This window comes from Marinomonas fungiae, from assembly GCF_001418205.1.
GTDB classification, from domain to species: Bacteria; Pseudomonadota; Gammaproteobacteria; order Pseudomonadales; family Marinomonadaceae; genus Marinomonas; species Marinomonas fungiae.
Window position 1 is genome coordinate 25,455 of record NZ_LIQF01000006.1, and the last position, 24,940, is coordinate 50,394.

29 protein-coding genes are annotated in these 24,940 nt (G+C 45.9%); 14 read left to right on the forward strand and 15 right to left on the reverse strand.

Translation table 11 applies throughout. The features are described 5' to 3' along the window. Genes ASC49_RS10270 through ASC49_RS10290 form a run of 5 tightly spaced genes read left to right on the forward strand, consistent with a single transcriptional unit; the run spans position 1 to position 4,786 of the window. Complete coding sequence (locus tag ASC49_RS10270; protein ID WP_055463159.1) at positions 1-1,704, forward strand: ABC transporter permease; 1,704 nt, start codon at positions 1-3, stop codon at positions 1,702-1,704. Beyond that, positions 1,686-2,732 (forward strand): ABC transporter ATP-binding protein, encoded by a 1,047-nt coding sequence (locus ASC49_RS10275; RefSeq protein ID WP_055463160.1) that lies wholly within the window; start codon positions 1,686-1,688, stop codon positions 2,730-2,732. The genes ASC49_RS10270 and ASC49_RS10275 overlap by 19 nt, the downstream gene beginning before the upstream one ends. Continuing rightward, a complete protein-coding gene (locus ASC49_RS10280) occupies positions 2,716-3,780 on the forward strand; it encodes an MBL fold metallo-hydrolase (RefSeq protein ID WP_055463161.1) in 1,065 nt (354 codons plus the stop codon). Before ASC49_RS10275 ends, ASC49_RS10280 begins: the two co-directional genes overlap by 17 nt. 2 nt (positions 3,781-3,782) lie before the next feature. After that, complete coding sequence (locus ASC49_RS10285) at positions 3,783-4,337, forward strand: histidine phosphatase family protein (protein ID WP_055463162.1); 555 nt, start codon at positions 3,783-3,785, stop codon at positions 4,335-4,337. After that, a complete protein-coding gene (locus ASC49_RS10290) occupies positions 4,334-4,786 on the forward strand; it encodes a phosphatase domain-containing protein (RefSeq protein ID WP_055463163.1) in 453 nt (150 codons plus the stop codon). The genes ASC49_RS10285 and ASC49_RS10290 overlap by 4 nt, the downstream gene beginning before the upstream one ends. Positions 4,787-4,866: 80 nt before the next feature. Here ASC49_RS10290 and ASC49_RS10295 read toward each other — a convergent pair whose 3' ends face one another. The 4 genes from ASC49_RS10295 to ASC49_RS10310 all read right to left on the reverse strand — a co-directional run bounded on the left by ASC49_RS10295 (position 4,867) and on the right by ASC49_RS10310 (position 8,483). Next, a complete protein-coding gene (locus ASC49_RS10295) occupies positions 4,867-5,151 on the reverse strand; it encodes a hypothetical protein (protein ID WP_055463164.1) in 285 nt (94 codons plus the stop codon). 510 nt (positions 5,152-5,661) lie between these two features. Beyond that, positions 5,662-6,717, reverse strand: coding sequence for an HAD family hydrolase (locus ASC49_RS10300; protein ID WP_055463165.1), 1,056 nt, complete (start codon positions 6,715-6,717; stop codon positions 5,662-5,664). A 269-nt stretch (positions 6,718-6,986) separates the two neighbouring features. Next, positions 6,987-7,337 carry a hypothetical protein gene (locus ASC49_RS10305; protein WP_055463166.1) on the reverse strand — a complete coding sequence of 117 codons (351 nt, stop codon included), beginning with the start codon at positions 7,335-7,337 and terminating at the stop codon, positions 6,987-6,989. A 201-nt stretch (positions 7,338-7,538) separates the two neighbouring features. After that, on the reverse strand, positions 7,539-8,483 hold the full coding sequence (locus ASC49_RS10310; protein WP_055463167.1) for a hypothetical protein: 945 nt from the start codon (positions 8,481-8,483) through the stop codon (positions 7,539-7,541). A 126-nt stretch (positions 8,484-8,609) separates the two neighbouring features. Here ASC49_RS10310 and ASC49_RS10315 point away from each other — a divergent pair, with 126 nt between their 5' ends. Then, entirely contained in the window at positions 8,610-9,074 is a 465-nt protein-coding gene (locus ASC49_RS10315; RefSeq protein WP_055463168.1) for an Lrp/AsnC family transcriptional regulator, read from the forward strand. Positions 9,075-9,186: 112 nt separating this feature from the next. Here ASC49_RS10315 and ASC49_RS10320 read toward each other — a convergent pair whose 3' ends face one another. The 8 genes from ASC49_RS10320 to ASC49_RS10355 all read right to left on the reverse strand — a co-directional run bounded on the left by ASC49_RS10320 (position 9,187) and on the right by ASC49_RS10355 (position 17,987). Then, positions 9,187-9,459 carry a hypothetical protein gene (locus tag ASC49_RS10320; RefSeq protein ID WP_055463169.1) on the reverse strand — a complete coding sequence of 91 codons (273 nt, stop codon included), beginning with the start codon at positions 9,457-9,459 and terminating at the stop codon, positions 9,187-9,189. A gap of 483 nt (positions 9,460-9,942) precedes the next feature. Continuing rightward, positions 9,943-10,278 carry a zinc ribbon domain-containing protein YjdM gene (locus ASC49_RS10325; protein ID WP_055463170.1) on the reverse strand — a complete coding sequence of 112 codons (336 nt, stop codon included), beginning with the start codon at positions 10,276-10,278 and terminating at the stop codon, positions 9,943-9,945. A gap of 10 nt (positions 10,279-10,288) precedes the next feature. Next, positions 10,289-10,537 (reverse strand): hypothetical protein, encoded by a 249-nt coding sequence (locus tag ASC49_RS10330; protein WP_055463171.1) that lies wholly within the window; start codon positions 10,535-10,537, stop codon positions 10,289-10,291. Between the two features lie 164 nt (positions 10,538-10,701). Further along, on the reverse strand, positions 10,702-11,532 hold the full coding sequence (locus tag ASC49_RS10335; protein ID WP_055463172.1) for a hypothetical protein: 831 nt from the start codon (positions 11,530-11,532) through the stop codon (positions 10,702-10,704). Further along, positions 11,532-13,118: a cell envelope integrity protein TolA gene (locus tag ASC49_RS10340; RefSeq protein ID WP_055463173.1), complete on the reverse strand. Its 1,587-nt coding sequence runs from the start codon at positions 13,116-13,118 to the stop codon at positions 11,532-11,534. The genes ASC49_RS10335 and ASC49_RS10340 overlap by 1 nt, the downstream gene beginning before the upstream one ends. Positions 13,119-13,122: 4 nt before the next feature. Next, a complete protein-coding gene (locus ASC49_RS10345) occupies positions 13,123-14,622 on the reverse strand; it encodes an OmpA family protein (protein WP_055463174.1) in 1,500 nt (499 codons plus the stop codon). A gap of 466 nt (positions 14,623-15,088) precedes the next feature. Further along, positions 15,089-16,225, reverse strand: coding sequence for an FMN-dependent L-lactate dehydrogenase LldD (gene lldD / locus ASC49_RS10350; protein WP_055463175.1), 1,137 nt, complete (start codon positions 16,223-16,225; stop codon positions 15,089-15,091). Positions 16,226-16,292: 67 nt separating this feature from the next. Then, positions 16,293-17,987, reverse strand: coding sequence for an L-lactate permease (locus ASC49_RS10355; protein WP_055463176.1), 1,695 nt, complete (start codon positions 17,985-17,987; stop codon positions 16,293-16,295). A gap of 200 nt (positions 17,988-18,187) precedes the next feature. Between ASC49_RS10355 and ASC49_RS10360 the strand changes: the two genes are divergently transcribed. Beyond that, positions 18,188-19,069: a LysR family transcriptional regulator gene (locus ASC49_RS10360; RefSeq protein ID WP_245624687.1), complete on the forward strand. Its 882-nt coding sequence runs from the start codon at positions 18,188-18,190 to the stop codon at positions 19,067-19,069. Between the two features lie 39 nt (positions 19,070-19,108). On the opposite strand, the gene ASC49_RS10365 is transcribed toward ASC49_RS10360, so the two are convergent. From ASC49_RS10365 to ASC49_RS10375, 3 genes are all read right to left on the reverse strand, one after another. After that, positions 19,109-19,399 (reverse strand): YkgJ family cysteine cluster protein, encoded by a 291-nt coding sequence (locus ASC49_RS10365; RefSeq protein WP_055463178.1) that lies wholly within the window; start codon positions 19,397-19,399, stop codon positions 19,109-19,111. 112 nt (positions 19,400-19,511) lie between these two features. Beyond that, the gene (locus tag ASC49_RS10370) at positions 19,512-19,721 is read right to left on the reverse strand and encodes a cold-shock protein (protein ID WP_055463179.1); all 210 of its coding nucleotides are present in this window, start codon (positions 19,719-19,721) and stop codon (positions 19,512-19,514) included. A 230-nt stretch (positions 19,722-19,951) separates the two neighbouring features. After that, the gene (locus ASC49_RS10375) at positions 19,952-20,533 is read right to left on the reverse strand and encodes a 3'-5' exonuclease (protein ID WP_055463180.1); all 582 of its coding nucleotides are present in this window, start codon (positions 20,531-20,533) and stop codon (positions 19,952-19,954) included. A 163-nt stretch (positions 20,534-20,696) separates the two neighbouring features. Here ASC49_RS10375 and ASC49_RS10380 point away from each other — a divergent pair, with 163 nt between their 5' ends. The 7 genes from ASC49_RS10380 (at position 20,697) to ASC49_RS10410 (ending at position 24,882) form a co-directional block, all read left to right on the forward strand. Further along, on the forward strand, positions 20,697-20,948 hold the full coding sequence (locus ASC49_RS10380) for a hypothetical protein (protein WP_055463364.1): 252 nt from the start codon (positions 20,697-20,699) through the stop codon (positions 20,946-20,948). A 44-nt stretch (positions 20,949-20,992) separates the two neighbouring features. Further along, positions 20,993-21,466 carry a CreA family protein gene (locus tag ASC49_RS10385; RefSeq protein WP_055463181.1) on the forward strand — a complete coding sequence of 158 codons (474 nt, stop codon included), beginning with the start codon at positions 20,993-20,995 and terminating at the stop codon, positions 21,464-21,466. A 165-nt stretch (positions 21,467-21,631) separates the two neighbouring features. After that, the gene (locus ASC49_RS10390; protein WP_055463182.1) at positions 21,632-22,927 is read left to right on the forward strand and encodes a hypothetical protein; all 1,296 of its coding nucleotides are present in this window, start codon (positions 21,632-21,634) and stop codon (positions 22,925-22,927) included. Next, complete coding sequence (locus ASC49_RS10395; RefSeq protein WP_055463183.1) at positions 22,924-23,409, forward strand: hypothetical protein; 486 nt, start codon at positions 22,924-22,926, stop codon at positions 23,407-23,409. The genes ASC49_RS10390 and ASC49_RS10395 overlap by 4 nt, the downstream gene beginning before the upstream one ends. A gap of 3 nt (positions 23,410-23,412) precedes the next feature. Continuing rightward, positions 23,413-24,189: an endo alpha-1,4 polygalactosaminidase gene (locus tag ASC49_RS10400; protein WP_055463184.1), complete on the forward strand. Its 777-nt coding sequence runs from the start codon at positions 23,413-23,415 to the stop codon at positions 24,187-24,189. Between the two features lie 188 nt (positions 24,190-24,377). Further along, positions 24,378-24,599 (forward strand): TA system antitoxin ParD family protein, encoded by a 222-nt coding sequence (locus ASC49_RS10405; RefSeq protein ID WP_055463185.1) that lies wholly within the window; start codon positions 24,378-24,380, stop codon positions 24,597-24,599. Then, positions 24,592-24,882, forward strand: coding sequence for a type II toxin-antitoxin system RelE/ParE family toxin (locus ASC49_RS10410; RefSeq protein ID WP_055463186.1), 291 nt, complete (start codon positions 24,592-24,594; stop codon positions 24,880-24,882). The genes ASC49_RS10405 and ASC49_RS10410 overlap by 8 nt, the downstream gene beginning before the upstream one ends. Positions 24,883-24,940 lie beyond the last annotated feature (58 nt).

The following is a 24,940-nucleotide window of genomic DNA, read 5'->3' on the forward strand; positions in this document are numbered from 1 at the left end:
ATGTACTTACGCAACACCGATAGCCAGCTGCGCTGGCTATCTCTTTCTATTTTTCTCTTGATTGCTTTACTGAGCCTATTGCCCAGTGCACGGCTCATCGTTGAAGCCTTAAAAGGCGTGCAATTTGATGTGCAGTCACCGTTCAGTGAAATCATGCGCAGCAGCCAAACATGGACAGCGTTTCGCAACAGCTTTTATACCTCAGGCCTTGGCACACTGATCGCCGTGGTATTAGGCGCAGGATTTGCCTTTATCGTCACCCTAACGAATATCCGTGCTCGGGCAATTTGGGTATTTCTGTTTATGTTGCCGATGATGATTCCACCGCAAGTCACAGCACTAAGCTGGCTTCAGCTATTTGGTCCAGCCAGCCCTATTTTGAATACCTTTGGCATTGCCCCTGCACTGGGCAGCCCAAATCCTATGTACTCAGCAGAAGGTATCGCCTTGCTATTGGGCATTCAGAACGCGCCATTAGTCTTTCTTGCGTTGCGCACTCAGCTGCTTTGTTTACCTCAAGACCTGATTGAAGCGGCTAAAGTTGCTCGTGCCTCACAAGAAGCCATTTGGATCGATATCATTTTGCCCCTCACTCGTGGCGCGTTAATCGCAGGCGCCGCACTGGCGTTTGTTTCATCATTAGGCAATTTTGGTATCCCTGCCATGCTTGGCATCCCAGTGAACTATTTAGTTCTGCCGACGCTGATTTACCAAAAGATGGCTGGCTTTGGTCAAGGTATGCTGAGTGAAGTGGCAGGCTTATCCATGTTGATTTCGTTTCTTGTATTGGGCGGAATGATTTTGCAGCAATGGCTACAACAACGTAGTGAATACGCGTTGGTTGGGCATAGTTCTAGTCATATGTCATTTCGTTTAGGCAAATGGCGCACGCCAACCGAAGGTGCTCTTGGTCTGATATTACTGATGATCTTAGTGGTGCCATGCATAGCTCTTGTCGTCAGCTCCTTTGTTCCCGCTTTAGGTATGCCGTTGAACAGTCAAACGTTCACTGTCTCCGCCTACATTGAAATGCTCGCGAACCAAGGTGTAACCACGAGAGCATTTAGCAACAGCTTATTGTTGGCTGGGGCAGCCTCCGTGGTCTTGATGTGTCTTTGCTTACCACTTAGCTACATCTTGCTAAAGCTACCGCTTAAGGCACGCATTTTAGCCACTAGCTTGATCGAGGTGCCTTATGCCATTCCTGGGATTGTATTGGCCATTGCCTTCATTTTGTTGTTTGCTCGCCCTCTGCCTATCCTTGGCGTTAGCATCTACGGCTCTATGAGCATTATCTTCCTTGCCTATTTGTCATGCTTTTTAAGTGTCTGCTTAAAACCGATATATAGCGCCATGTCCCAGATGGACAAGGCTTTAGAAGAGGCAGCACAACTAGCAGGCGCCAATGCCATTCAGCGTTTGGTTCACATTATTCTGCCGCTGACAGCACCCGCCTTTTTTGCTGGCGCCATCCTAGTGTTTCTTATCTCAGTCAATGAGCTAACGGTATCTGCTCTGCTTTGGAGCGCTGGTAATGAAACATTGGGGGTATTGATCTTTAACTTGGACGAAAGCGGTGACACCGTTCTAGCGTCTGCAATTTCCGTATTAGTTGTTTTACTTGTGGCAGCGCTGATGGCCTGTCTGAGCTTACTCGCGCCACGCTTACCAAAAGGTGTAATCCCATGGCACGACTCAGTTTAAACGCAGTCAGCAAGTCTTTCGGCGATAAAACCGTCGTCGATGCTCTTTCCCTCACCATTGAACCTGGGCAGTTTGTCGCACTGCTTGGCCCAAGTGGTTGTGGTAAATCAACAATATTGCGCATGTTAGCAGGCTTTGAAACCGTCTCGGCTGGCGATATTCAGCACGGAGATCAGTGCCTTTCAAGCACGAAATTTCATTTACCAACCGAAGAGCGCAACTTTGGCATGGTGTTTCAATCCTATGCCCTATGGCCACATATGACCGTGATGGAAAACGTGGGCTATCCGTTGAAAATCCAGAAAGTGGATCGTCAAAACTATCAACGTCGAGTACAAGATGCCTTGGATATTGTGCAACTTAACGACTTTAAAGATCGTTTACCTAGCCAGTTAAGCGGCGGTCAACGCCAGCGTGTAGCGCTCGCTCGTAGTCTTGTGACTGAGCCGGATGTGATTTTATTTGATGAGCCACTCGCTAACCTTGATCGTCATTTACGCGAAAGCATGGAAATCACTTTCCGTGAATTCCATCGCCGCACCGGTGCCACCATGGTCTATGTCACCCATGACCAAGCCGAAGCGATGGCATTGGCGGATCAAATCGCTGTATTAAAAGATGGCCAACTGATGCAGTGGAGCACCCCTGAAGATTTGTACACTCGTCCCAATAATGAGTGGGTAGCAAACTTCATCGGCCAAGGCTCGATCCTGCGTTGCCAATCGGTTTCTGGCAACCAACTGCTGACATCCACCGATGTGATTGGGCTACTGTATGATCAAACGGAACATCAAGGTCGTATGCTGGTGCGTCCACAGCATGTTGATTTGTCTGCCACCTCCAACATGTTACAAGGCACGGTTCGCGAATGTATTTTCCGTGGTGAGCGATACGATATTTTCTTAGTGCTTGAAAATGGCGATACGCTACACGCCTATCATACGGAGCCGTTAGAGATTGGCGAAACACGCCAATTATCGATTCAACAAGCTTGGACTTTAGAGCCTTCCCATGACCACGACTATTAATGTTTTAAGTGGCTTTGGCGCGAAGGCCGCAGCAGCTATTTCCGTTAAAACCCAATTAGAAAATGGCCAACTTGTGCACTTTCTGCTTGATGCTGGCGGTTCACTAGAAGGCCACTCCGATAAAGGTTGGCAGCTCCCTGAAGATGTCGATGCAATCGTTATCAGTCACGATCATCCGGACCATATAGGTGGATTAAGCGACGTCCCAGCATCGGTTCCAGTGTTTGCAACGGAGCAAGTGATCCCTTATTTGCCTAGGCACTTGAATATTCAGCGACTTCCAAACCGAGGCTCGATAGAAATTAGTGGTGTTCGGGTTCAAACGGGCTGCGCAGGTCACTCTTTTGGTGGTATTTGGCTACATTTGGACCTAGCAGATGGCATCTTTTACAGCGGGGACTTCTGTCTAGAGTCTGAACTGTTTCCGTTTGACCGACCGCCCAAAGCGGCTACGGCATTATTAGATGCGTCTTATGGTTTGTACGATCGTACTCAAGATCAAGCGAAACAAGATATCTTATCTGTCCTCTCAACAGAAAAACCTAACTTGATGCCAGTGCCGCAAAGTGGGCGCGCATTAGAAATGGCCTGTTGGTTTGAACAACAAGGTATTAGGGATTGGGTTCTAGGCAATGATTGCCTGCAGCCCCATAACATCACTCAAGTCTCGGATGAGTTGGTTTGCTCAGAGCTAAAAAAACTAGCGGCCAATATTGCGCCTAGAGCTTTTGATGAGCACGCACCGATTATCTTATGTGGTGATCCAGAAGGCTTCTCTGGCGATGCAGGACGATTATTGAAACAGTCTGAGCAGTACAACGTGATCTATACCGGACACCTTCCCGCTCACGCAAGACAAGCCGTTGCAGCAGGAAATGCGCACTTTGTACGCTGGAATGTTCACCCGATCAGCCAAGACATCGCGCGAGTTATGGATCAACTGCAATGTCAGCGCTGTGTGCCTCTCTTTAGCCCTATTGAAGATATCGACGAATGGCGCTATCGCCTTGGCGACAGCCTTCTAGCAACCTCAATCATTGAACTTTAGCTATGCAACTTATCTCAAAACCCTTTGTCTTTGCTCGCCATGCCCAGAGTAACTTTAACGCCGCTAAACGTATTGGAGGCAGTACAGATAGTCACTTATCGGAGCTTGGTGAGCAACAAGCTAGAAATGCCGCTAAGCTTCTTAATAAATCTTGGTCAGCAGTTTGTACCAGCGATTTAGCGCGTACCATTCAGACCGCAAAACTTGCTGTACCGGGCCATGAGCTAAAACAATTCAAAGGTATTCGGGAGCGTGACTGGGGCTGTCTAGAGGGCTGCCCTATTCCTGATGCGACCGACTATTTCGCAACCCCTGAAAACGGTGAACCTTGGGATGATTTCTATAAGCGCAGTATCGATACGATCAACCATATCCTAGCGCAGTACGAACACCCTTTAATCATTGCTCATTCGGGTATTTACAGAGCTATTCATCATTCCCTATTTGGCACACCAAAAGGTCCGCGCATTGGCAATATTGAGCCAATCACCGTGCAGCCTAAACGTGACCAAACCAATTGCTGGGAACTTATTCCATACAGAGGACATTTATTATGAAACACAGTGCAGTCATCGTCGATTTAGATGGCACCTTAGCCGAATTCGATCCAATTCTTGTAAAAGACTGGGTACTAGGTAAGGAGAAGCAATGGGACCCTTTCTTTGATCATATGAAAGACGCCCCCGTGATCGAAAATGTCTTTAAGCTAGTAAGTATCCTCAAGAATAGCGGTGAAAAGATCCTCATCTGCTCAGGTCGCCCAGAAAGCCATCAGCAGCATTCCGAAGCTTGGATGCAACAGAACAATATTCCATACGATGGCGTCTATCTAAGACCATTAAATGCGGACCATGTATCTGATGAAGAGGTAAAAAAGCAGTTGCTTGAACGCATTCATGCCGATGGTTTTGAACCTTGGATAGTATTTGATGATCGCGATGCGGTGGTGGAACAATGGCGTAAGCTGGGGCTAACTTGCCTGCAGTGCGCACCGGGTAACTTTTAATCCCAACACAACAAAGCCCCGATAGTTACCTACCGGGGCTTTGTTGTTTTTCGGCTTAAGCGATACGCTGTTGTAATGCATTAGTTTGCTTGAGTCACTGATGTGCTGTGTGCATCAAACTGTGCTTGTAGCGAATCGATTTTGTCTTGGTAAGCGTCTAGTTTTTGCGACAAGGTCACAGGTGAGTTGAATTCAACTGCAGGATTCGATTCAACACCCATTGTTTCTAGTTGTGCAGATAACGCTTTCGCGTGTGCTTGCGCATCTAAGTAGTTATCTAGCAGGTTGTTATCATCACTCGCTGCGAACGATGCAGTGGCAGTAAGCGTTAGGGCTGCGATAAGAGCTGGAGTTTTAAAGTTCATAATATTCACCTTTTATCTATTAAACATTGTGTGTTTTGTCTGGCGAAACGGTTTAATTAATTGAAGCTATTTAATTAAGTATCTCGCGTCTCGATGGAATTAATATTAATGCTTCCAAACCAGAAAAAAAGGGGCTAAAGCCGTGTTCCAAAATGCTTCCCTCAAGCTGATGAATTCGCCTTAATTGACGATAAAAGTAGAAAATATGTAAACCCCAAACAATTCCCCTCTTATTTTATGAAAAATCGCAAAAACCATTCAAAATTCGGCATCCAAAAACCAGTATTTCAAGATGATCAGACAATCATCGCGCATAAACTAAGTATAAAGTAGACCTCAATCTATCCTTAAATCGGTTCAGTGAAACAATAACGCCGAGTTAACTTACATAATTGAAATCGAAGAAGTAGATAGAGAATCATCAAAGGATTCGATCTTTCATAGAAAAGCCCCATCAAGGGATTCTTGATGGGGCTCATTGTAGGTATTAAGTAACGCGCTACTTAAGCATTAATGCAGATCACTTGGTTTCACAACCAGCCAATTTTTATTTGCGGTCACAGCTTGGCCTAAAGCTGCTTGCTGTTCCGCCGCATCCGCTTTCCACTCCTCAACTTGTTTCATATATTTAGCTTTACGATCTACCCAAAGACGCATACCGCCTTTATCAATATCGGTACCATTAAACAGCATATAACCATCTGACAGCGGTGAATCCCCGGCAACTAATACAGGTTTACGCCATTGATCAATCCAGCCAGTAATAGAGCCCAATTTACCCTCGTACCAAGTCATCGGATTCATCAGATAAGGAGTCAATTCCAGCTTCATGTTAGCGCCTTGGTCGTATTCCCCGTCACGAATCTGCAAGCGCGATGTGGTCAGTTCACCGGTTTCTCGATCTTTCAGCAGCATATTTACGCCAATCACATTCTCTGGCTTAACGTTGTAACCATATTTCGGGTCACTGGCGATCATGCGTACAATTTCTTCACTGGCAGCAGTCATGACATACACTTCAATGCCATTTTCCTGTAGTCGATTATAAAGCTCGTTCATCCCCTTAAAGACAATCGGCGGATTAACGCTACTCTCCACCACTTTGTCACCATCATAATAGGTAATCGGCACTGGTTTTTTATAAGCCATGACTTCATCGACATAGCCTTTCAATTCAGATAATGTGAATCCAGAGAATATCTGCGCTACCCACGGATAACATACTAGGTTATCAATCTCACAGAGACGGTAATAATAGCTATTTAGGCTTTCTTTGTAGGTATCCGTATCTTTAAAAGGAATCAGTTTCAATGAAGGGTCCATCGTTTCGCGGGTCAAAACACCTTTCATTTCCAAATACGGTAGCAATGACTCCTCGATATCAAACTGATAACTGGTGTTATCCATGTCAAATACCGCATACGCTCCCGAGTTTGCATTTTGTTCGATCATCTGGTTTAGCTGACTCGCAATATTCTCAGGCCAATGCTCCAGCTCCGTCGCCTGCGCAGCCAAGCTCGTCAATAACATCCCAGACATCCCAACCCATGTTTTCAAGCTCTTCATTGTGAACGTTCCTTTTGTAATAAAAATGTCATAACACATTTTATTAGTAACCTTTATTAAACGATCGTTCAAGTTAAATCTATAAAATATTAGATCTAATTTTATAAACACATAAAAATCAATAACTTAATAAAAAAGCCCCATCTAGACTACTAGATGAGACTTTCTGGTCCTAAATTCTTATGAGCTATTAGCCCATAGAAGCTGAGTTCGCTTGAGCTATTTGAGGACGGTGCGAAGCAAATTAAAGGTTATCAAGAACCCGTCCGTTAACGAATCCAAGAGCCAATCACTTTGACTTCTTCCGCAATGGTCTTCAGATATAGCATCACTAAGAAATCACCATCGACCTTAGTACTCCACTGCTTCCACAACACCAAAACATGATCGTCTTGACGCAACACACCGAGATACTCACGCTCTTGTGTCAGAGAAGTAAACATCTTGCTATATTGCCACTGATGTTCCACCGCAGCTCGGGCTTGCTCATCAGCCGACTCTTCAAGCATATATTTAGAATACAGTTCCCAATCTTTATTATTGGCCCCTGTAACCATATCGCTCCAAATGATGTCAGCAAGCTCTCGGATTTGCTCATCTGACTGCTCTAAAATATTCATCTCAGGATCCTATCTGCGAAAGTAGAACAATAATTAGAGCAATACTAGAACATAATTCAGCACGCTTTAAAACCAAGGCCGTCATCAGAAAAAGCGAAAGTTTTTATAATGAAAGATGATAAGGCGTTATGTAATGTTATTGAGGAGATATGCAAGGAAATATAAAAGAACGGGAGCCGTGGTAGCTCCCGTTTAGGATGTTTAGTTCGTCTCGACCAAGCGTCTTGAGACAAAGGGTAAGCGTGCCAAAATAGCAATAGTGAACAAAGCAAAGGCCAAACGTGCCCAGAGAATACCCGACAAATCCGCCCCTAATAACAATACCAACATAGTGTCCTCTATGACGCTGTGACACAAACTCAAAAAGCCAATGGTTAGGAATATATCACGCTTTGTCAGATGGCCTGACTCGGCTTCTTTGATCAATAAACCTGCACCAAATGTAAGGCCAAGTACGGTGCCGATCACCGCCACATTCGCTGCCGCTTTGCCAATCCCCAGCATACGCAGAATGGGATATAGCAAAGCATGCATCAGGCGCTCTATCCCCAGTACTCGCAGAATTTTTAAAATGATCATCAGAGATAAAATAATCACATAAATCCAAGCCATGGTTTTAACCTGCCCTATACACCAGCCCAAAAAGCTGGTGTCTGGATTCGCCGGTGGCTGCCACATTAATTGGCTCGGTTGCTGCAATAAATCAAAGTAAGAATAGAACTGGTGCAACAAAAACCCTAACACCAAAGCACCACCAAAACGCAAAGCAATGGTCACTCGCCAACTCACTCCCATACGTTTAGCAATGGCACCTTCGACTGGTAACGAGTGGGCTAATAACATCAATACCCCAAGCACCGTCACCTGAGCCACGGTCAGGTTTTCAGACACGCCAAGATTAAAAAACACCAACATCCCCGCATAAATGTTGGTGAGAATTAAAGTCGCCCAAACGATACCCACATCATCCGGCAAACCGACGAGCTGCATAATCGGCGATAATGCTTGACCGAATACACCCACACCGCCCAGCATATCCAACGCCTTAACGATCAATAGCGCCGGTATCATCACCTTTAATAACGTCCAATAGACTCGACCCGATTCTTGGATCAAAATGCGGCATTCCCGTAGCAAACGCATCATAACAACCTTATATGCAATGTTTTAATGCCGTCATTGTAAGGCACCCATAAGAAATTATTTCTCTTTTATATGCAAATGCTTACTGATAAATTTGTTTTTGCCTTGAAAAACAAAATTTAATTAATCATGCCTCAACTCGATAAGATCGACCGCAATATCCTGCGCCAATTACAGCAAGATAGCCGCCTGACCAACTTACAACTTGCTGAAGTTGTCGGTTTATCCGCGCCTGCTTGTCTAAAGCGCGTCAAACGGCTAACCGAATCAGGTTACATTGCTCGACAAGTCACACTACTTGATCCAAGCAAGCTAGGCCCCATGCTACACATGGTCGTGGAAGTCTTTATGGAACGGGATCATAAGCACTTATTTCAGGCGTTTGTACAGCGAGTACAGGAAACGCCAGAAGTAAAACAATGCTATCAAGTGACGGGCGAAGTGGATTTTGTCTTGGTGGTGGTGACCACTGACATGGTGGCCTATGAATCTTTGTGTGATCGGCTACTGTATTCCGATCCGAATGTGCGTAAGTTTCGCACCTTGATTTCAATGAAGCGTGACAAATTTGAAACCGCCATCGATATCCCCTAATCCATATCTCGTAACACAATAGCCCCGATAGGATTACTATCGGGGCTATTGTTGGTCACGCGACGATTTGATCAGGGATCAAGGTTGTTGCGCTATCATCCGTTTGAATGGATTAGTTTGCAGTGCGAACTGTATCAAACTGGTCTTGCAGTTCAGATACTTTTTCTTGGTAAGCATCTAGTTTCTGAGACAAAGTCGCTGGCGAGTTAAACTCAACAGTAGGGTTAGATTCAACTCCCATTGTTTCTAGCTGGGCAGACAATGCTTTAGCGTGTGCTTGCGCATCTAGGTAATTGTCTAGCAGGTTGTTTTCATCGCCAGAAGCAAAAGAAGCAGAAGCGGCTAGAGTTAGGGCGGCGATCAGTGCTGGAGTTTTAAAGTTCATATTATTCACCTTTTAATCTGTTACATAATGGGTTGTTTGGCGAAACTTTTTATTGAGTGTTTCGCGTTTCGATGTGAATAATATTAACCCCTGCGAAACAGAAAAAAAGTACTTATAAATGCGTTTCAAAATGCTTCCCTCAAACCTTTAAAAGCGCCTTAATTGACGATAAAAGTACCAATTACGCAAGTTCAGGACTATTTACTCTTATTTCATCAAAAGTCGTAAAAACTTTTCACATTTAGGACGCAAAAATCAGCATCAAACCATCTATATCTTCAAATCATGCATGGATTAAGTAGAAAGCCCCTCTTAATCTGTTCTTAATAGATGAGGATAAAATAATAACCTGCTTGCCATTTACATAATTGAAATCGAAGAAATAGTGACCAATAGATCGAATTCTTTGATCTATCCACGCCTAGCAACAAAAAAAGGGCCGCTTGGCCCTTTCATCACAACACAAGGTTGCTCTTTAGAGGATTAAGCTTTTTTAACAAACTTAGCCGTCACCATCATGTCGCCAGCGCCATCAACCTTGCAATCGAGCTGGTGATCTTTGCTATCGACAATACGTTTAATCAAAGCTTTGGTACCTATCTTAATAACCATAGAGCTACCTTTCACTTTTAAGTCTTTTACTACGGTGACCTTGTCACCTTCAGACAACAAGGTGCCATTAGCATCTTGTACCTTAGGTGTATCATCATCCTCTGGCTGATCTGGATTCCATTCGTAGGCGCACTCAGGGCAGATCAACAAGGCTTGGTCTTGGTAAACATATTCGGATTGGCATTTAGGGCAAGGTGGTAAAGACATAACTCACTACTCAATGAATTTTATTGGGGCCGCGACGCACTAGCTCTTTGCCGTTGTCAAACACGTCTTGCGTTACCCAGCGACCAAGCAGTAACTGATGATTATCGTCCAACACCGCAACAAATGGACGGCCATCTGAATTATTCGTTGCCAACGCTACACCAGCTACATTATTCAGACCGAAACCACCGCTCTCCACCGCCAGTAGAAATGCTTCCAGCTCCTCAAGCGTATCAATCACCTTATTATCGTTAATCATTGTTTCTTCTCAGTTACATCACAAAGCACCTAGGATACCAGTTGTACTGGATAGGCTAAACCATGCTCCTTGGAATCGCCCCATTTCACATAAAAAACCGCCAATAGACTGAGCAATCTAAAGGCGGCGATAAGCATTGCGTGGTTAATAAAACCAGCGTGAAATTATTTAATATCCGTGAGTAGCTGTGGCGAGCCAAATTTCACTAGCTGCCCGCCCGCTTGAGCAATCACCTTATGCCAAAAGTCTTCTAGTGATCGAATCGCCGCTTGAGAAGAGTAGGCTTGCCCCCCTTGCACATAGCCACCACCGATCACAAACACCTCCGTATTATGTAAAGCACCTTGTGGAATCGAAGCAGAGTACTTAGCAAACTCCTGCTCGGCATCGATGCTTTTCACATGTCCGCGGCTATAAAAACTCGACACATCAGAGTTCTCCAACATATCGGACACCAGAATCAAGATGGTTCGTTCTGAATCTATGTCGGCAAACACTGCTTCCGCCACATTCAATAAAGAGCCAACCAGCTCAGTTTTCGGATATATCTGGTCACTGTCATGGAACGAGCCTTTCAACTGTTTGTGTACCAGCTCAATCGCTTTGCTACCCTGCATTTCCATACAGTTATCAAACTTTCGCAAAGCTGTGCGGTTCATAGCATTGCGCTCGTTTGTAGGCAGATCCTGATCAAATTGACCATCAAAGCTGATATCCGTATAGCGACCTTGTGCGTTCGCTGAAAAGGACACTACACGTACTCGATCCCCTTTGGTCACCAGCTGTTGTAGTTGGCGGTGCACCGATTTTTTCAAGGTGCTATCAAGATTCACTGTTTGATCCACCATGACGACAATATCGCGCAATGGCTTACTCGGCTTCACTTCAGACATCTGTGCATAATCGTAGCAAGATTTAATGTCGTCACGAGCATCTTGTGCGACAACAAACTGGCTAGCAGCGGCCATAACGCACACTAATAGTGCTTTTTTCATTACAACTTCCCTTCTGCTTGTAGCTTGGCCAAGATGCGAGCTTTTTGCTCTTCTGGGGTTTCAGGCTTCTGACGACGCGCTTCCTCAAGCAATTGACGTTCGATTTCAGCATCACTTTCAGCTTGCGCTTCGGCCAACAACTGACGCTCTAATTCTTCATCGGATAACGGCCCAGCCGTTACCGCTTCCGCGACACTTTGCTCGGCCACACTATGTTCAGTAGCCGTCGCCTGAGTCATGATGCTGGAATGCTCTTTTTCACGATCAAGCGTAGTTCGTGCTCGACGGTTGCGGCTTGCCAGAGACTGATCACTTTCGTGCTCCACGTAGTCCAAGAAAGTACGGCCAGCAGAAGTATTAATTAGCACATCCACACTGCTATTCATGGTCTCGCCACTTAGCTTCTTGGCCATACGAGATTGCAGCTCACTCAAGGTTTTCTGCGCGCGTTGTGCAATGTTATTGGCAATGCTGTCCATGGCCATTTCATATTGGTTCTTGGTTTTGTACTTGTGTGTACTTTCCCAAGCCGTTTTTGAATGTTTGCCCACAAAACCAAACTTATAAGAAATCCACGTAGCAAAGGCTTGTAGTACTAAGAACAAGATCGCTAACATGCCAAAGGTCGCCCAGCTACCTTCTTTGGTAGCTTGACAAATCTCACTTTCACCACGCTCACGGGCATCTGCGGCAGCCTGTTGTGCGGCTTGTGGCGGTGGCGGCGTATCGCTGTAAAGGTCATCTAGGCTCATAGCTCCTGCGCCACTGACCGCGCTTTCTCCGGCAATACACATCACATCTTGGGTTTGTGCCACTTCTAGAGTTTTGATACGCACAAAGGTAATGATCGCACCGATCGTCAAAATGGCGATCACAGCAGCAATCGTAAAGGTGCGCTTTTCCTTAGGAGAATCCACATCCAAACGGAACAGGCGACGCATGTAATTCGGCTTATTGTCATCTGAGAAATCTTCGATATCGAAGTCAAACTCAATGGCATCAAGGGTTTTCGGTCGCGTATCAGGATGGTCCGCTTTCCAGTTGTTACGAATTCTGCCCAAGATGCTATTGCGGTAGATTTCATGGCCCATCAAGTGAGTTAAGAACGCTAGGATCACTGCGAAGGCAATCGCCACGATCCAAGTCATCACCACACGGGTATTCTCGGACGCACTGAGATCGATAAAACCACTCATGGTGTAACTGAAACCCCATGCTTCTAACACTAACACGGCAAACAGCCCGATCAGCATAAAAGCTGACAATGGTCTACGTCCCGACTCACCTACGATCGACAGGTATTTCTTACAAGCTTCATAGTAGTTACCGTCTTTGTGAATCTTATTGTAAAGCTCATTATAATCTTGGCAGACCGCCGCCTCAGAATGGAACCAGCGATCCTTAACATCTGGATTTTTCGATAATCCACGTAATTTACCAAATAAGAAATTATGATACTTAACGCCTTTCCACCAAAGTTTGACGGCATCCCAATTGGCGTAAGCAATATAAAATAAGATCGCTAGCGTGGCAGCGATAACGATTAAAATATCGCGGTAAGCAGATATTAAAGAGATTAAGTCCATTTTATTAACCTTGTACTAATTTAAGTTTAAATGCTTTAACCATTAAATCGCGGTCTTGCTGGTAGATAACTGCATTGGCCTTTGTGGCCGTTGCCCCGTCCAACGAATACACCACATCAGTACACTTCATTAAGGCGTTATCATCTTTGGCATACATGCGAACCAATACCGTATTATCTCCGCGGTAAGTTTCGACATTGACTGGGTACTCATAATCAGGTTTTAGCGCACTGCCATCATAGTTTTTATAGAAACTCAGAATAGGTGTATAAGTGGGTGCAAGCGTGTCTTCTCGCATGCCAACAGGACCAAGTGTTACTCCCGTTTTATCCGCCATACCAAACCAAGTAGTGCCATATAAGTTCTTCGGACTGTCCGCAACTTTCACTTCTGTAGCGGCAATTGTTCGACCGCTATAGGCTTTCAAAGAAGACTGAGCGACAGGGGTAGTGTAAGCACAGCTGCCTAGTAGCGGTGCATCATCAGCAATCGCTTGGGAGAAAATAGAAAAACCATAGTCCTGCTCTGCTTCGCCCAGTGCCGCAGTAACATAATCTGCATCAAAGCTTGCCAAGGGAACACCGCCAAGCTCTAACGAATCAGTGCTGCGACGTGAAAGCGCCACTTTTGGTTCAGGCAATTGGGTGACTGGTTTGGATTGTTTTGTGGTTTTAGTCGTTTGCGCAGTCGGTAGATTATTGGTTACATTTTCTATACGTGATTTCTTCGCTGAGGCGACTTGAAGCACCTTTTGATCAGATACTTCATTGAGTTTCTTGGCTTTGTCCTTTTCAGAAACAAACACGTCAATCAGTTCAAAGCGGCGGTTTCTAGCTTTACCAAGCTCTGTTTCATTACTAGCAATCGGCTGAGATTCCCCCACACCTTCATACAAGAGACTGTCTGGATCGGCTCCTACGGCCACCAACTGATCGGCAATGAAACGGGCGCGCTTCTCTGACAATTGCTGGTTGTAAGCGGCGGATCCAGAGCTATCTGTATGCCCCACTACATAGATTTTTGAGCCCGGAGCAAGGTCTTCCACGTAACCTTTTAAAAAGTACTGGAGACTTTTTAACTTGTTGCGATCTGCGATCACAGCCTTGCCGGATGCAAATAAAGGCTGAACACCCGCTAAAGAAACCTGTGAAGCAATAACATCATCGCTCGCGTCTTTTGAGAAGCCTGTTCCAGTTTTGTCATTCATCACAATACGCTCGAACTCAGGCTTTAACGCACTTTCTTCAGCGAGCTTTTTCAGTTTTTCTTCGCGATGATCTAAGTAGGAACCAATCCCACAGCCAATCATACCACCAGCAACACCGCCGACTAGAATTCCGCGCGCATCACCCGTTTTTAGATAACCAATCGCACTGCCTAACAAGGTACCACCCACACATCCGATCATGGTTTTAGAGGTGTCTCCCATCGAAGCACAGCCGGAAAGTAATGCAGGTGCAGCAACCACTACTGCAACGGAGCGATAAAGTTTTGAACGATTCATCCTAATTCCTTCTCAAGGATATTGCCCTATAATCAGAGGCTTAAAATACTAAGGGGAAGTTCTATCAGGCGCGCCCAATGATTCGGTATTGAGGCTTGTAAAGAGAAATATAAGATGATTTTTCACTCGCCTAATATCCTAATGGCGAAGTAAAAAAACGTAGAAATCGTCTCTCCCTGACAATTTCCTTACAGTACAGCAAATTAAAACAAGACCCAAGATGTTTGATGAGCAAAATAATGCAAAAAAAAAGATAGATATCTTTTAATACAGCATCGCACTCAAAAAAAAACACTAAATTAGTGATTTCTAATTTATTTTATAATCTTGCCCAAAATCGACCATAATCTGAGTAATAGAAAGCCCCTAGAGTTAACCCCCTTACTTGAGTAATCACACATAGACACAAGAAAGCCCCAGCTCATGCGAGCAGGGGCTTTCTTTTGGAACGCTACAGCAATGAAAGCTAGCCCATAACCAAAGAGTCAGTACTCAAATCTTTAATGCTGTTGGCACCCGTTAACGTCATTGCCACACGCATTTCTTTCTCAATCAAATCTAGGACATTTTCTACGCCCGCTTGTCCGGCTGTCGCTAAGGCGTATACAAATGCTCGCCCAAGCAAGGTGCAGTCCGCGCCAAGCGCCAACATACGCACCACATCTAGGCCGGTACGAATCCCAGAGTCCACAAGGATTTTGATCTCACCTTTTACCGCGTTAGCAATCTCAGGTAAGGCTCTTGCCGAAGACAGTACACCGTCTAGCTGACGACCGCCGTGGTTTGACACGATGATGCCATCGGCACCAAAACGCACCGCGTCTTTAGCGTCTTCCGTATCCAAAATACCTTTGATGATCATAGGGCCATCCCAGAAATCGCGGATCCACTCTAAGTCTTTCCAAGAAATCGATGGGTCAAAGTTTTTGCCCAACCAACCAATGTAGTCTTCAAGCTTAGTCGGCTCACCACGATAGGTAGAAATATTGCCAAGGTCGTGAGGCTTACCATTAATGCCGACATCCCATGCCCAAGCAGGATGAGTCATAGCTTGTAGCACACGTCGAATGGCCGCATTCGGGCCGCTCATGCCCGAATGCATATCTCGGTAACGAGCCCCTGGTACAGGCATATCCACGGTAAAGACTAGATTTTTAATGCCTTGTGCTTTGGCGCGCTCCAGTACGTTTTTCATAAAGCCACGGTCTTTTAGGACATACAACTGGAACCAAATAGGTCGGCTGATCGCCGCACTAACCTCTTCGATTGGACAAACGGATACCGTCGAAAGTGTAAACGGAATCCCCTTGTTTTCAGCCGCTTTGGCAGCTTGTACTTCACCACGGCGAGCGTACATTCCGGTTAAACCAACAGGCGCTAAAGCGATGGGCAAAGACAGCTTTTCACCAAATAATTCAGACTCAAGATTCAAGTCTGACATGTTTTTTAAGATACGCTGACGCAATGCGATGTCAGCCAAATCTTCAGTATTGCGGCGCATCGTATGTTCACCGTAAGACCCCCCATCAATGTAGTGAAACAAAAACGGCGGCAACTTAGCTTTTGCTGCTGCGCGGTAGTCAGTAGAAGCTGAAATGATCATAAAAAGCGCTCCATGGTAGTACTGGGTGAGTGAAACTGCTCACCCATTTTTTATTGAGAAAGAATGATTAATTCATCAAGGCATCGGTCAAGTGAAGACCGTAGATCATCACAGTGCCGACAATGCCCGTCATGATTAGGTAGTACATCGTCGGAAGGATGGTTTTACGAAGTGTCGCCCCTTCGCGTCCCAATAAGCCTACGGTTGCAGAGGCCGCCACCACGTTGTGAATAGCAATCATGTTACCGGCTGCCGCCCCCACCGCTTGCAATGAAATCACAGCTGCACTCGACACACTTAACGCTTGCGCTACTTCGAATTGGAATTGGCTAAACATCATGTTGGAAACCGTGTTAGAACCGGCGATGAAAGCACCCAAAGCACCAATCACAGCACTGATCGCTGGGAAAGAATTTCCGACCAGATCCGCAACCACATTAGCGGTCGTCACAGGCATGCTGGCTAGGTCTGCTGCATTGACGCCTGAGTTAATAAAAATACGCACCATCGGAATGGTGAACACCAACACAAAGCCCGCACCGATCAACGTCTTAGTTGACTCGCCCAAGGCATTTTTACAGGCATTCAAATCTTTCCCTTGTAGCAACGCCGCCACCAATGCAGTAAACACCAAGATGCCGCCCGGCAAATAAAGCGGAGCAAAAGACGCACTAACGCCCACTTCACCTAAGATATCTTTGAAACCGACCGTCACACTTAACAAAAAGGCTTTGAACTCAACGCTGACACGGCTGATCACCAAAATTACCGCTAACAACACATAAGGGAACCATGCTTTGACAAGGTTCATTGACGCTTTGCTCGGCTCTTCTTTTAGGTCCATTTTAAGCGAGCCTAACCAGCTATTCGGCCAAGCCTGCTCAGCTTCAAAATCCCACGCTGTTTTTGGCGTCAAGAAACCGGCTTTCGCGGCACTCACTACCAGTACTAGACTGACCAAACCACCCACTAACGATGGGAATTCAGGACCTAAGAAAATACCAGTCAACGCGTATGGCACAGTGAAGGCTAAGCCGGCAAACAAGGCAAATGGCAGAATATTCAAACCTTCTGTCCAACTACGGTTTTTACCGAAGAAACGCGTCAACATCACCGCCATCAAGGTAGGAATCAAAGTACCGACAAGGGCGTGCACTAACGCCACATTAGTGGTGATTTGTTGTAGATAAAACTCCCACGTCGCACCGTTTGCCGCTAGAGCGTTGCTGATATTGTGAACGTCTAGACCGTTGTTCACCCCCACGATAATGGGCGTACCTACTGCACCGAAGGATACTGGCGTTGATTGAATCATCATGCCCACCATCACCGCAGCCAATGCAGGGAAACCGATCGCAACCAATAAAGGCGCTGCGATTGCTGCAGGCGTACCAAAACCCGATGCCCCTTCGATAAACGAACCAAAACACCAAGCAATAATGATGGTTTGGACCCGACGGTCAGGAGAAATATTGGTAAAGCCGTTACGAATTGCGGTGATCGCGCCCGTATGCTTAAGCGTGTTTAATAGGAAAATGGCACCGAATACGATCCACAGCACAGTAACCGTGATGCCGAGACCTTGCAGAACAGAAGCGAGAATACGGTTGAACGACATCCCCCAAGTGGTGAATGCGATAATGATGGTCAGCAACAAGACGATGGGCATCGCTTTTTTGGCGGGCCAGTTTAATCCGACTAATAACACCCCTGCCACAATGATGGGGATAAAGGCAATAACGGCTAACAGAATGTCGCTCATTTAAACTCCTCAAAAGAACCCCTGTATACCTATAAAACGGGCTTATGTGCCGTCAGCCTAGCAAGACAGAGTGCTCTCATATGTTTGATTTATTTTTGTTGCAGGGGAATCTAAAGGTTTATCTTTTCTTAATATATGCCGATAATTAAAAACATTATTTCCAAAAGTTACATAATGCCATGCACTCAGACGACCTCATTTTGTTTGCTCAAGTAGTAGAACTGGGCAGTTTTAGTAAAGCAGCGGAGCAAAATAACCTGACCAACTCAGTGGTCAGTAAACGCATTGCACGACTTGAACAGCACCTGAACGTTCAGTTGCTCTATCGTACTACGCGAAAGTTGACGCTTACCGAAGCGGGACAAGTGCTGTTTATAAAAGCCAAGCGTGTGGCCTTAGCAACACAAGAAGCCACCAATGCGGTTGCGGGCTTTGGTGAATTGATTAAAGGCCATATCAAGATGTCGGTCCCGACTATCTCAGGAGAATTGCTGATCGCGGATGCGGTGGCGGAGTTTTGTCAAATGCACCCCGGCCTAACCGTAGACATGTCCTTGGATAATCAGTTTGTCGACTTAGTGAAAGATGGTTATGACCTCGTCATTCGAACCGGCTATTTGGAAGATTCGAGCTTGATCGCGCGCTACTATTTAGACTCCCATTGGATTGTTTGTGCCTCACCCAGCTACATCAAACGCTATGGCCGACCTGAAACCCCAGAGCAGCTGTTGCAACACAACTGCTTGTTGTATTCCTACCAAACTAACGGAGCCAATGAATGGCAATTCAAAGGTGACAATGGAGAAAACTACAGTCTAAAAATCAATGGCTGCTTTTCCAGCGATAATGCCTCCGCATTGCGCAAAGCCGCCCTCGGCGGACACGGCATCGCCTATGTACCACGCTGCTTGGTGTACCACGATCTACGCAATGGTGAATTGATTGATATCCTGCCCCAGCAAGTGGGTAAAGTACTGGGCATCTACGCGGTCTACCCTTTCACTCGCCAATTACCAAAGAAACTCAAGCTACTGATTGAGCATATTCGACTGAGATATAAAGCAATGGAGCATTATTTTTGAGAATAGAAGCTCAAGAGCCATTAGGCTCTAAATACTAAACTACAAATTTTCGCGGCGCTCAGTGATGCATTCTTCAGACCCCATTTCAAACTCGCGACAGATCCATGGGCGGTTCTCATAAATATTGCACATCAAGTTATCTCGATTCAGTGCTGCGCACCAGCCATCGTCTAAACGCGCCATCACTTCTCCTCCCCATTCATCTGTCTCAAGATATTCTTGCGGAACCCCCGTATCAGAAATGATCATCACCTCAAGGCGACAGCAACAAGCTCGGCAAGTCGCACAGGTGATCTCAGACGTCGGTAAATTCTTTAAAGCAATCGTCATAGTTATCTATCTTTGCCTAGCAATTCGGTGAGAAGCGTGGATAAAAATTCTAAATAAAAAAAGGGCTACCTTTCGGTAGCCCCTTCTTTTATAACACTGTAATCGGTTTCGATTATAGCGCTACGATGTTTTCAGCTTGCGGACCTTTTGGTCCCTGAGTCACGATGAACTCAACTGCTTGGCCATCAGCCAACGTTTTGAAGCCAGAGCTTACGATAGCGCTGAAGTGTGCAAATAGATCAGGGCCAGATTTTTGCTCGATGAAACCAAAACCTTTAGATTCGTTAAACCACTTTACTGTGCCAGTCATTGTAGTAGACATAATATGTATCCTGTAAATAAAAATATAAGTGCCCTTTTGGGCGGAATAGCGGAAAAAAAGACAAAGTTTTAAATACTACAGGACGGAGAACTACGAATAACGCTACGTAAAGGAGGATGTAAAAAGACGCTGTGTTTCTAGCTGCGTTCAATATATAGACAACGGTTAACCACGTCAATTTATATTTCACTTTATTATAACGGCCTGCAACCACAGCAAGATCAAAGGGCTTAGTGCCCTTTGATCTCTTGTTGAATGCAAATCGCGGAATGAGCATCGTTGGCTGCGTATAAAATTTGGCTTTCACTCAGCGGATACGCGCCCCAATTGGATTTTTGCGCGCCTTTTCCGAGACGAGCATTTAACACCATCGCAACCCCAGCTCTGGCACCGATGGCATTCTTTTCGCCAGACAAACGCTTTAAGGTCATGGATAAGTCTTCTGTGTTAACAATGCTAATCCCGAGCTTGCCGCGTAATTCACGGTTATCGTCTTTTAGACCAAAACCCACCTTCTGAATTTTTGGATTCGCCAAGATCTCAGCGGCCGCTTCCAGTGCCACCGGAAATCGCGTTGGAAACAAAAAGCCTTGGCTCGGTGTCGCCAGCTGGATCAATGTTGGCCCTGGGCTCACTTCGCCCTTGCGAAAGATCGGTTTGCTTTCGGTGTCATAACCGACGCTCACTTGTTGACGCAACACATCCAGTGCTTGAGCTGCTTCCTGTTCGTTTTCAATGATCAAAATATCTGCCAACGCTAAGCCCTCATAGGGCGGCAGTTGGTTAATGGTTTCTTTACTTGGGCGCTGCATCGCTTTGCTCTTTTCTTAGATCTCTTGGTAAGCCCCTTTGTTTACGTCATTTGCGTTGGCTTGTCGAGGTTGTTAAGCATCCCCTTGCACAAGATTGACAGAATCGGCTGTACTCGTCAGGATGGGCGCAGAATTGATTGACCGTCACCACGAGCAAGACTTTATGGCAAAACCCAATAAAAAAGGCCCTAGCAAAACCGTCGATATTTTTTGCAACGCTTGCGGTGCGCAACTGTTCAAATACCGCAAGGGCGGCAAGGGAGCATTAGTCAAATGCTTTAAAGAACGCATCGTCGAAGATTTCACCACCATGCCCTGCCATTGCCCAAACTGCGAGAAAGAGTTCGCCCGAGACACTCTCGTGCGCGGCACACCAGCGTTTAAATTTATCGGTGGCAAGGTCTGGTTTAAGTAATACACTGGACACTACTGCAACGCCTTTAAGAAGGATAAAACACAATGAAGAAATTACTGTTATCAGGGTGTATGGCACTGGCTCTGGTCGGCTGCTCTAATGATGAAGTGGGCGATGTGTCACTGGGAATGTTCACCTTAAAGGACATCAAAATCTCCAAGCTGGATGATGAGAAAATCCCCGGTGTCACCTGCCACGTAGCATCGATTGAAGCGGATTTGAGCTTTTCTGACCCAAGCGATAGCTCCATTGCCTGCCGTCAAACGGGTGAAATTACCCCAGCTATGATCGCCTCAATTGATAAGAGCTCATCGGGAGAAGTGGTGTTTAGCAAATCCAAAAGCATCTTCTTTAAAACCATGAAAGTACGCCGTATTTACGATGCCGACAACCAAACCCTAATGTACGTCTCTTACACCACTAAAGAAACCAACGGCAGTTTCAAGCACAGCCTATCAACCGTTCCGCTTTGGGGTACACAGGCCTATGTTGAGCCATCTGCATCGGGTCAACTGTGATTTGGCGATGCATGACTGATTAAGCAGAAGGGAGCGCCCCTTCCATTTGAATGAAGAGTATTCCAATCGTAACAGCATGTTGCGACATCGGAGGATTATTAGCGGTTAAGTTTTACCTGAGGAGGCCGTTAAGGTGCTATAGATTGATTTAAAAGGATTTTAAACATGGCACATTTCTCTATCACCGGTCTTAATACAACTTACTCTGCTGTAATGCTAGCCTCTACTTCACGGGCAGCAGATGCCACCTTGACGTCTTCCACTTCCAATACGATGCAGGATGCACTAGCCGATGTCAGCGCCGCCCTAGTCGATCAGCAGAACGATACTGAGGCTTTAGAAGGGTCATCTTTTGCCTTGATTCGCCCAAAAGGCGACCCATTCAACCTATACCAAAACCAACCTGAACTCAGAGAAAAAGCCAAGGAGCTAGCAGAGCGCTTAGATGGCCCCATACACGATGCAAATGCAGGCAACTTTTTCTATCAAGACAGTATGGGAGATTTCCTGCGTGCTGGCGTATTAACTGATCCCGAGTTTTTGGACATGGCGGCTTCCATGAGCGACGACGAGCTAGCAGATTTTGCGGCCACTATTAAAGGCATGGTGCTGCCAGCCTCGTCGAACTACACCATTCAAAACGAAGAAGACCGCTCTTATAAAGACAAGGTCGCAGAGTTCGTCCAGGTACTAAAAAGCAGTGATACCAGCGACCGCGAAGCGATCTTACAACAATCCGCTGATTACGCAGCAGAGGTAGACGTAGATGATCTTGCCATCTTTGAGCAAAACGTCTTTGGTCAAATGCAAAGCAAAGCCAAGTATGCTCCCTATCGCAGCGAGACGTCATCCAACAACCTGCATAACTATATTTCGGCCGTGGTAGCCATCGATGATCCGGCTGCACTCACGGATCAATTAGGCCACATGAGCGACGATGCGCAACAGGGTCTTCTCAGCGTATATGGCCTAGACACCGAACTTGGAAATCGCTTAGCTCAGCTTGCAGGTCCAGAGGGCAACGGCCTTCCAACATCACTGCTAAGCGCTCTGGGGAGCATGGCGGATTCGGTTAAAATGGCATCCTTCATCTCTCAGGTTAAGGTAGATTTCGGCCAAGCTTGGTTTGGCGATGAAGCCTTATTGAAAGATAATGAAGAAAGTCAGAGTCGGGAGTTTGCCTTAGATTCCATCACCAGCATGGTATCTATGTTGGAGCAATACGACTTTTCTGACGAGCAACTAGAAACCATGGGCAGCGAGTTAAACGGCTTATCAAACCCAGATAAACGCGCTTATATCGAGATCACCGCAACCGGCCTAGATGACATGCTACAAAGCAAAGTAGATGAAAACTTTGACAAGAAAAACCTCGATGAAGCCTTGGAAGTAGTAAGCAATCTGCGCAGCAATGAAAACGTCCTATCACTGGTCAATGGCGCTACCATGATGTCACCTTGATCAAACGCCCTGATATCGAAGAAGGTCACACCGTGGTGGCTTTAGAAGGTGCTGCCATCTTTAAAGACCTAGAGACCGCGGTAGGCGGCGCTCGAATTTTGCTAGGTGCCACACCTGATCGAGCCAATATGGTGAACGGCCACTCAGAAAAAGGCGATGAGTCGGAGAACCTCTACAGCGCCAAAACGTTCGACCGTTATAAGCAAGACGTCGGCAATCTTGTCAGCACATTAGTGTCCTTTGAAACGATGCGCGGCAGCAGCACCGCCAGCGATAAAGCCTCTCTTGATGACTTTACCAATACGCTGGCAGACATGCACTCAGCGATACGTGATGAAACCCTATCACGAGTAAATGACGAGCTGGAAACAGGTAGTCTGCGCGATAAAGCAACAGAAAATACGCAATTCGCTTTCTTCTCTAGCCTGTTACAGAAAATGGCATTTAAAACGCAGCGTGACTTTGAAGACATGCAGGGATAATCCATGCCACTAGCGCGTATCATTCTATCCGCCTTGCTCAGCTTCACCGTGTATCCGCTCACGACAGTCGCGGCGGATAATGGCTATCAACCATCTGCTGGTACGCCTTGGCAGTTACAATTACAAGGCATATTGAACACTCGCTACGATGTTGTAGTTTACGATGTGGACTTATTTGATACGCCTGCGGCACAAATCAAGGCCATGCAACAGCAAGGGCGCAAGGTGATCTGTTACTTTTCCGCAGGCTCAGTGGAAGACTGGCGGGACGACATCGCTGCGATCCCAAAAAGCGCCATAGGCAAGCCACTGGATGACTGGCCGGGTGAGCGCTGGCTCGACATTCGTGACAAGCAAGTCTGGCGCACCATGCAAAACCGCATCAAACTCGCAGCGCAAAAAGGCTGCGATGGCGTCGACCCAGACAACGTCGACGGCTATCAAAACGCCTCAGGCTTTGCCCTCACCGCACAAGATCAGGTCAAATTTAACCGCTTCTTAGCCCAATGCGCCCACATATTAGAACTGTCTGTTGGCCTCAAAAACAGCCTCGGCTTGATCCCAGAACTGGTCAACGACTTCGACTTTGCCGTCAACGAACAATGCCTCGAATACCAAGAATGCGACGCCCTGCTGCCCTTTATCCAGCAGAACAAAGCTGTCTTTCATGTGGAGTATCAACAAAGGCCAAACCTCTGCCAATACGCCAACCAGCATCAATTCAGCACACTATTGCTACCATTAAAACTGGATGGACGACTTCTACAGGGCTGTCGGTAGAGAACGTGATTTTGCCCCTAAATCATGCTGAGTTTTAGGTTTGAACCACTGCAAAAATGCCTGTTGCTACACTTTAAGATCCAAAACACCTAATATCCTCCTTATCCATTATTTAGAATTTACATGATTCGCATTGCTACAATTGTAGCGCTTCGCTACAATTCTTACTTCATAGAGGAGATTTTATTATGTCTACTGCAAGCATTCGACTCGACCAAGATTTAGTTGATAAAGCGGCTATAATGGCTAAAGCTTTGAACCGAACCACACCAAAACAAATTGAGCATTGGGCTAAAATCGGTGAAATGATGGAAGACAACCCCGACTTGCCTTACGAATTCGTGAAACAAGCCATCATTGCCCAAGCGGAGAAAGAAGCTGGAAAGCTTGAGGAATATAGCTTTGGCTAAGATTACCCAAGTTTTTCAAACCCCCACGTTTAAAAAAGCGGTCAAAAAGCTACACCAGAATCAAAAAGCGGATCTAGATAAGGCGATCAAAGAACTGGTGGAAGATCCGCTGCTAGGACAGCAAAAGAAAGGCGACTTATCCTTCCTTCGGGTGTACAAATTTAACATGGTGAAGCAGCTTACGTTGCTTGGTTATAGTTACGAAGATGGCACCGTCACACTCGAACAGATGGCTTTGGGTGCTCATGAAAATGTCTATCGCGATCTGAAGAATATTTTGTAATCTGTCATGAGGCTCGCTATCCCCGCAACAGCAAAATAACGTATACGCTCAAATAGTA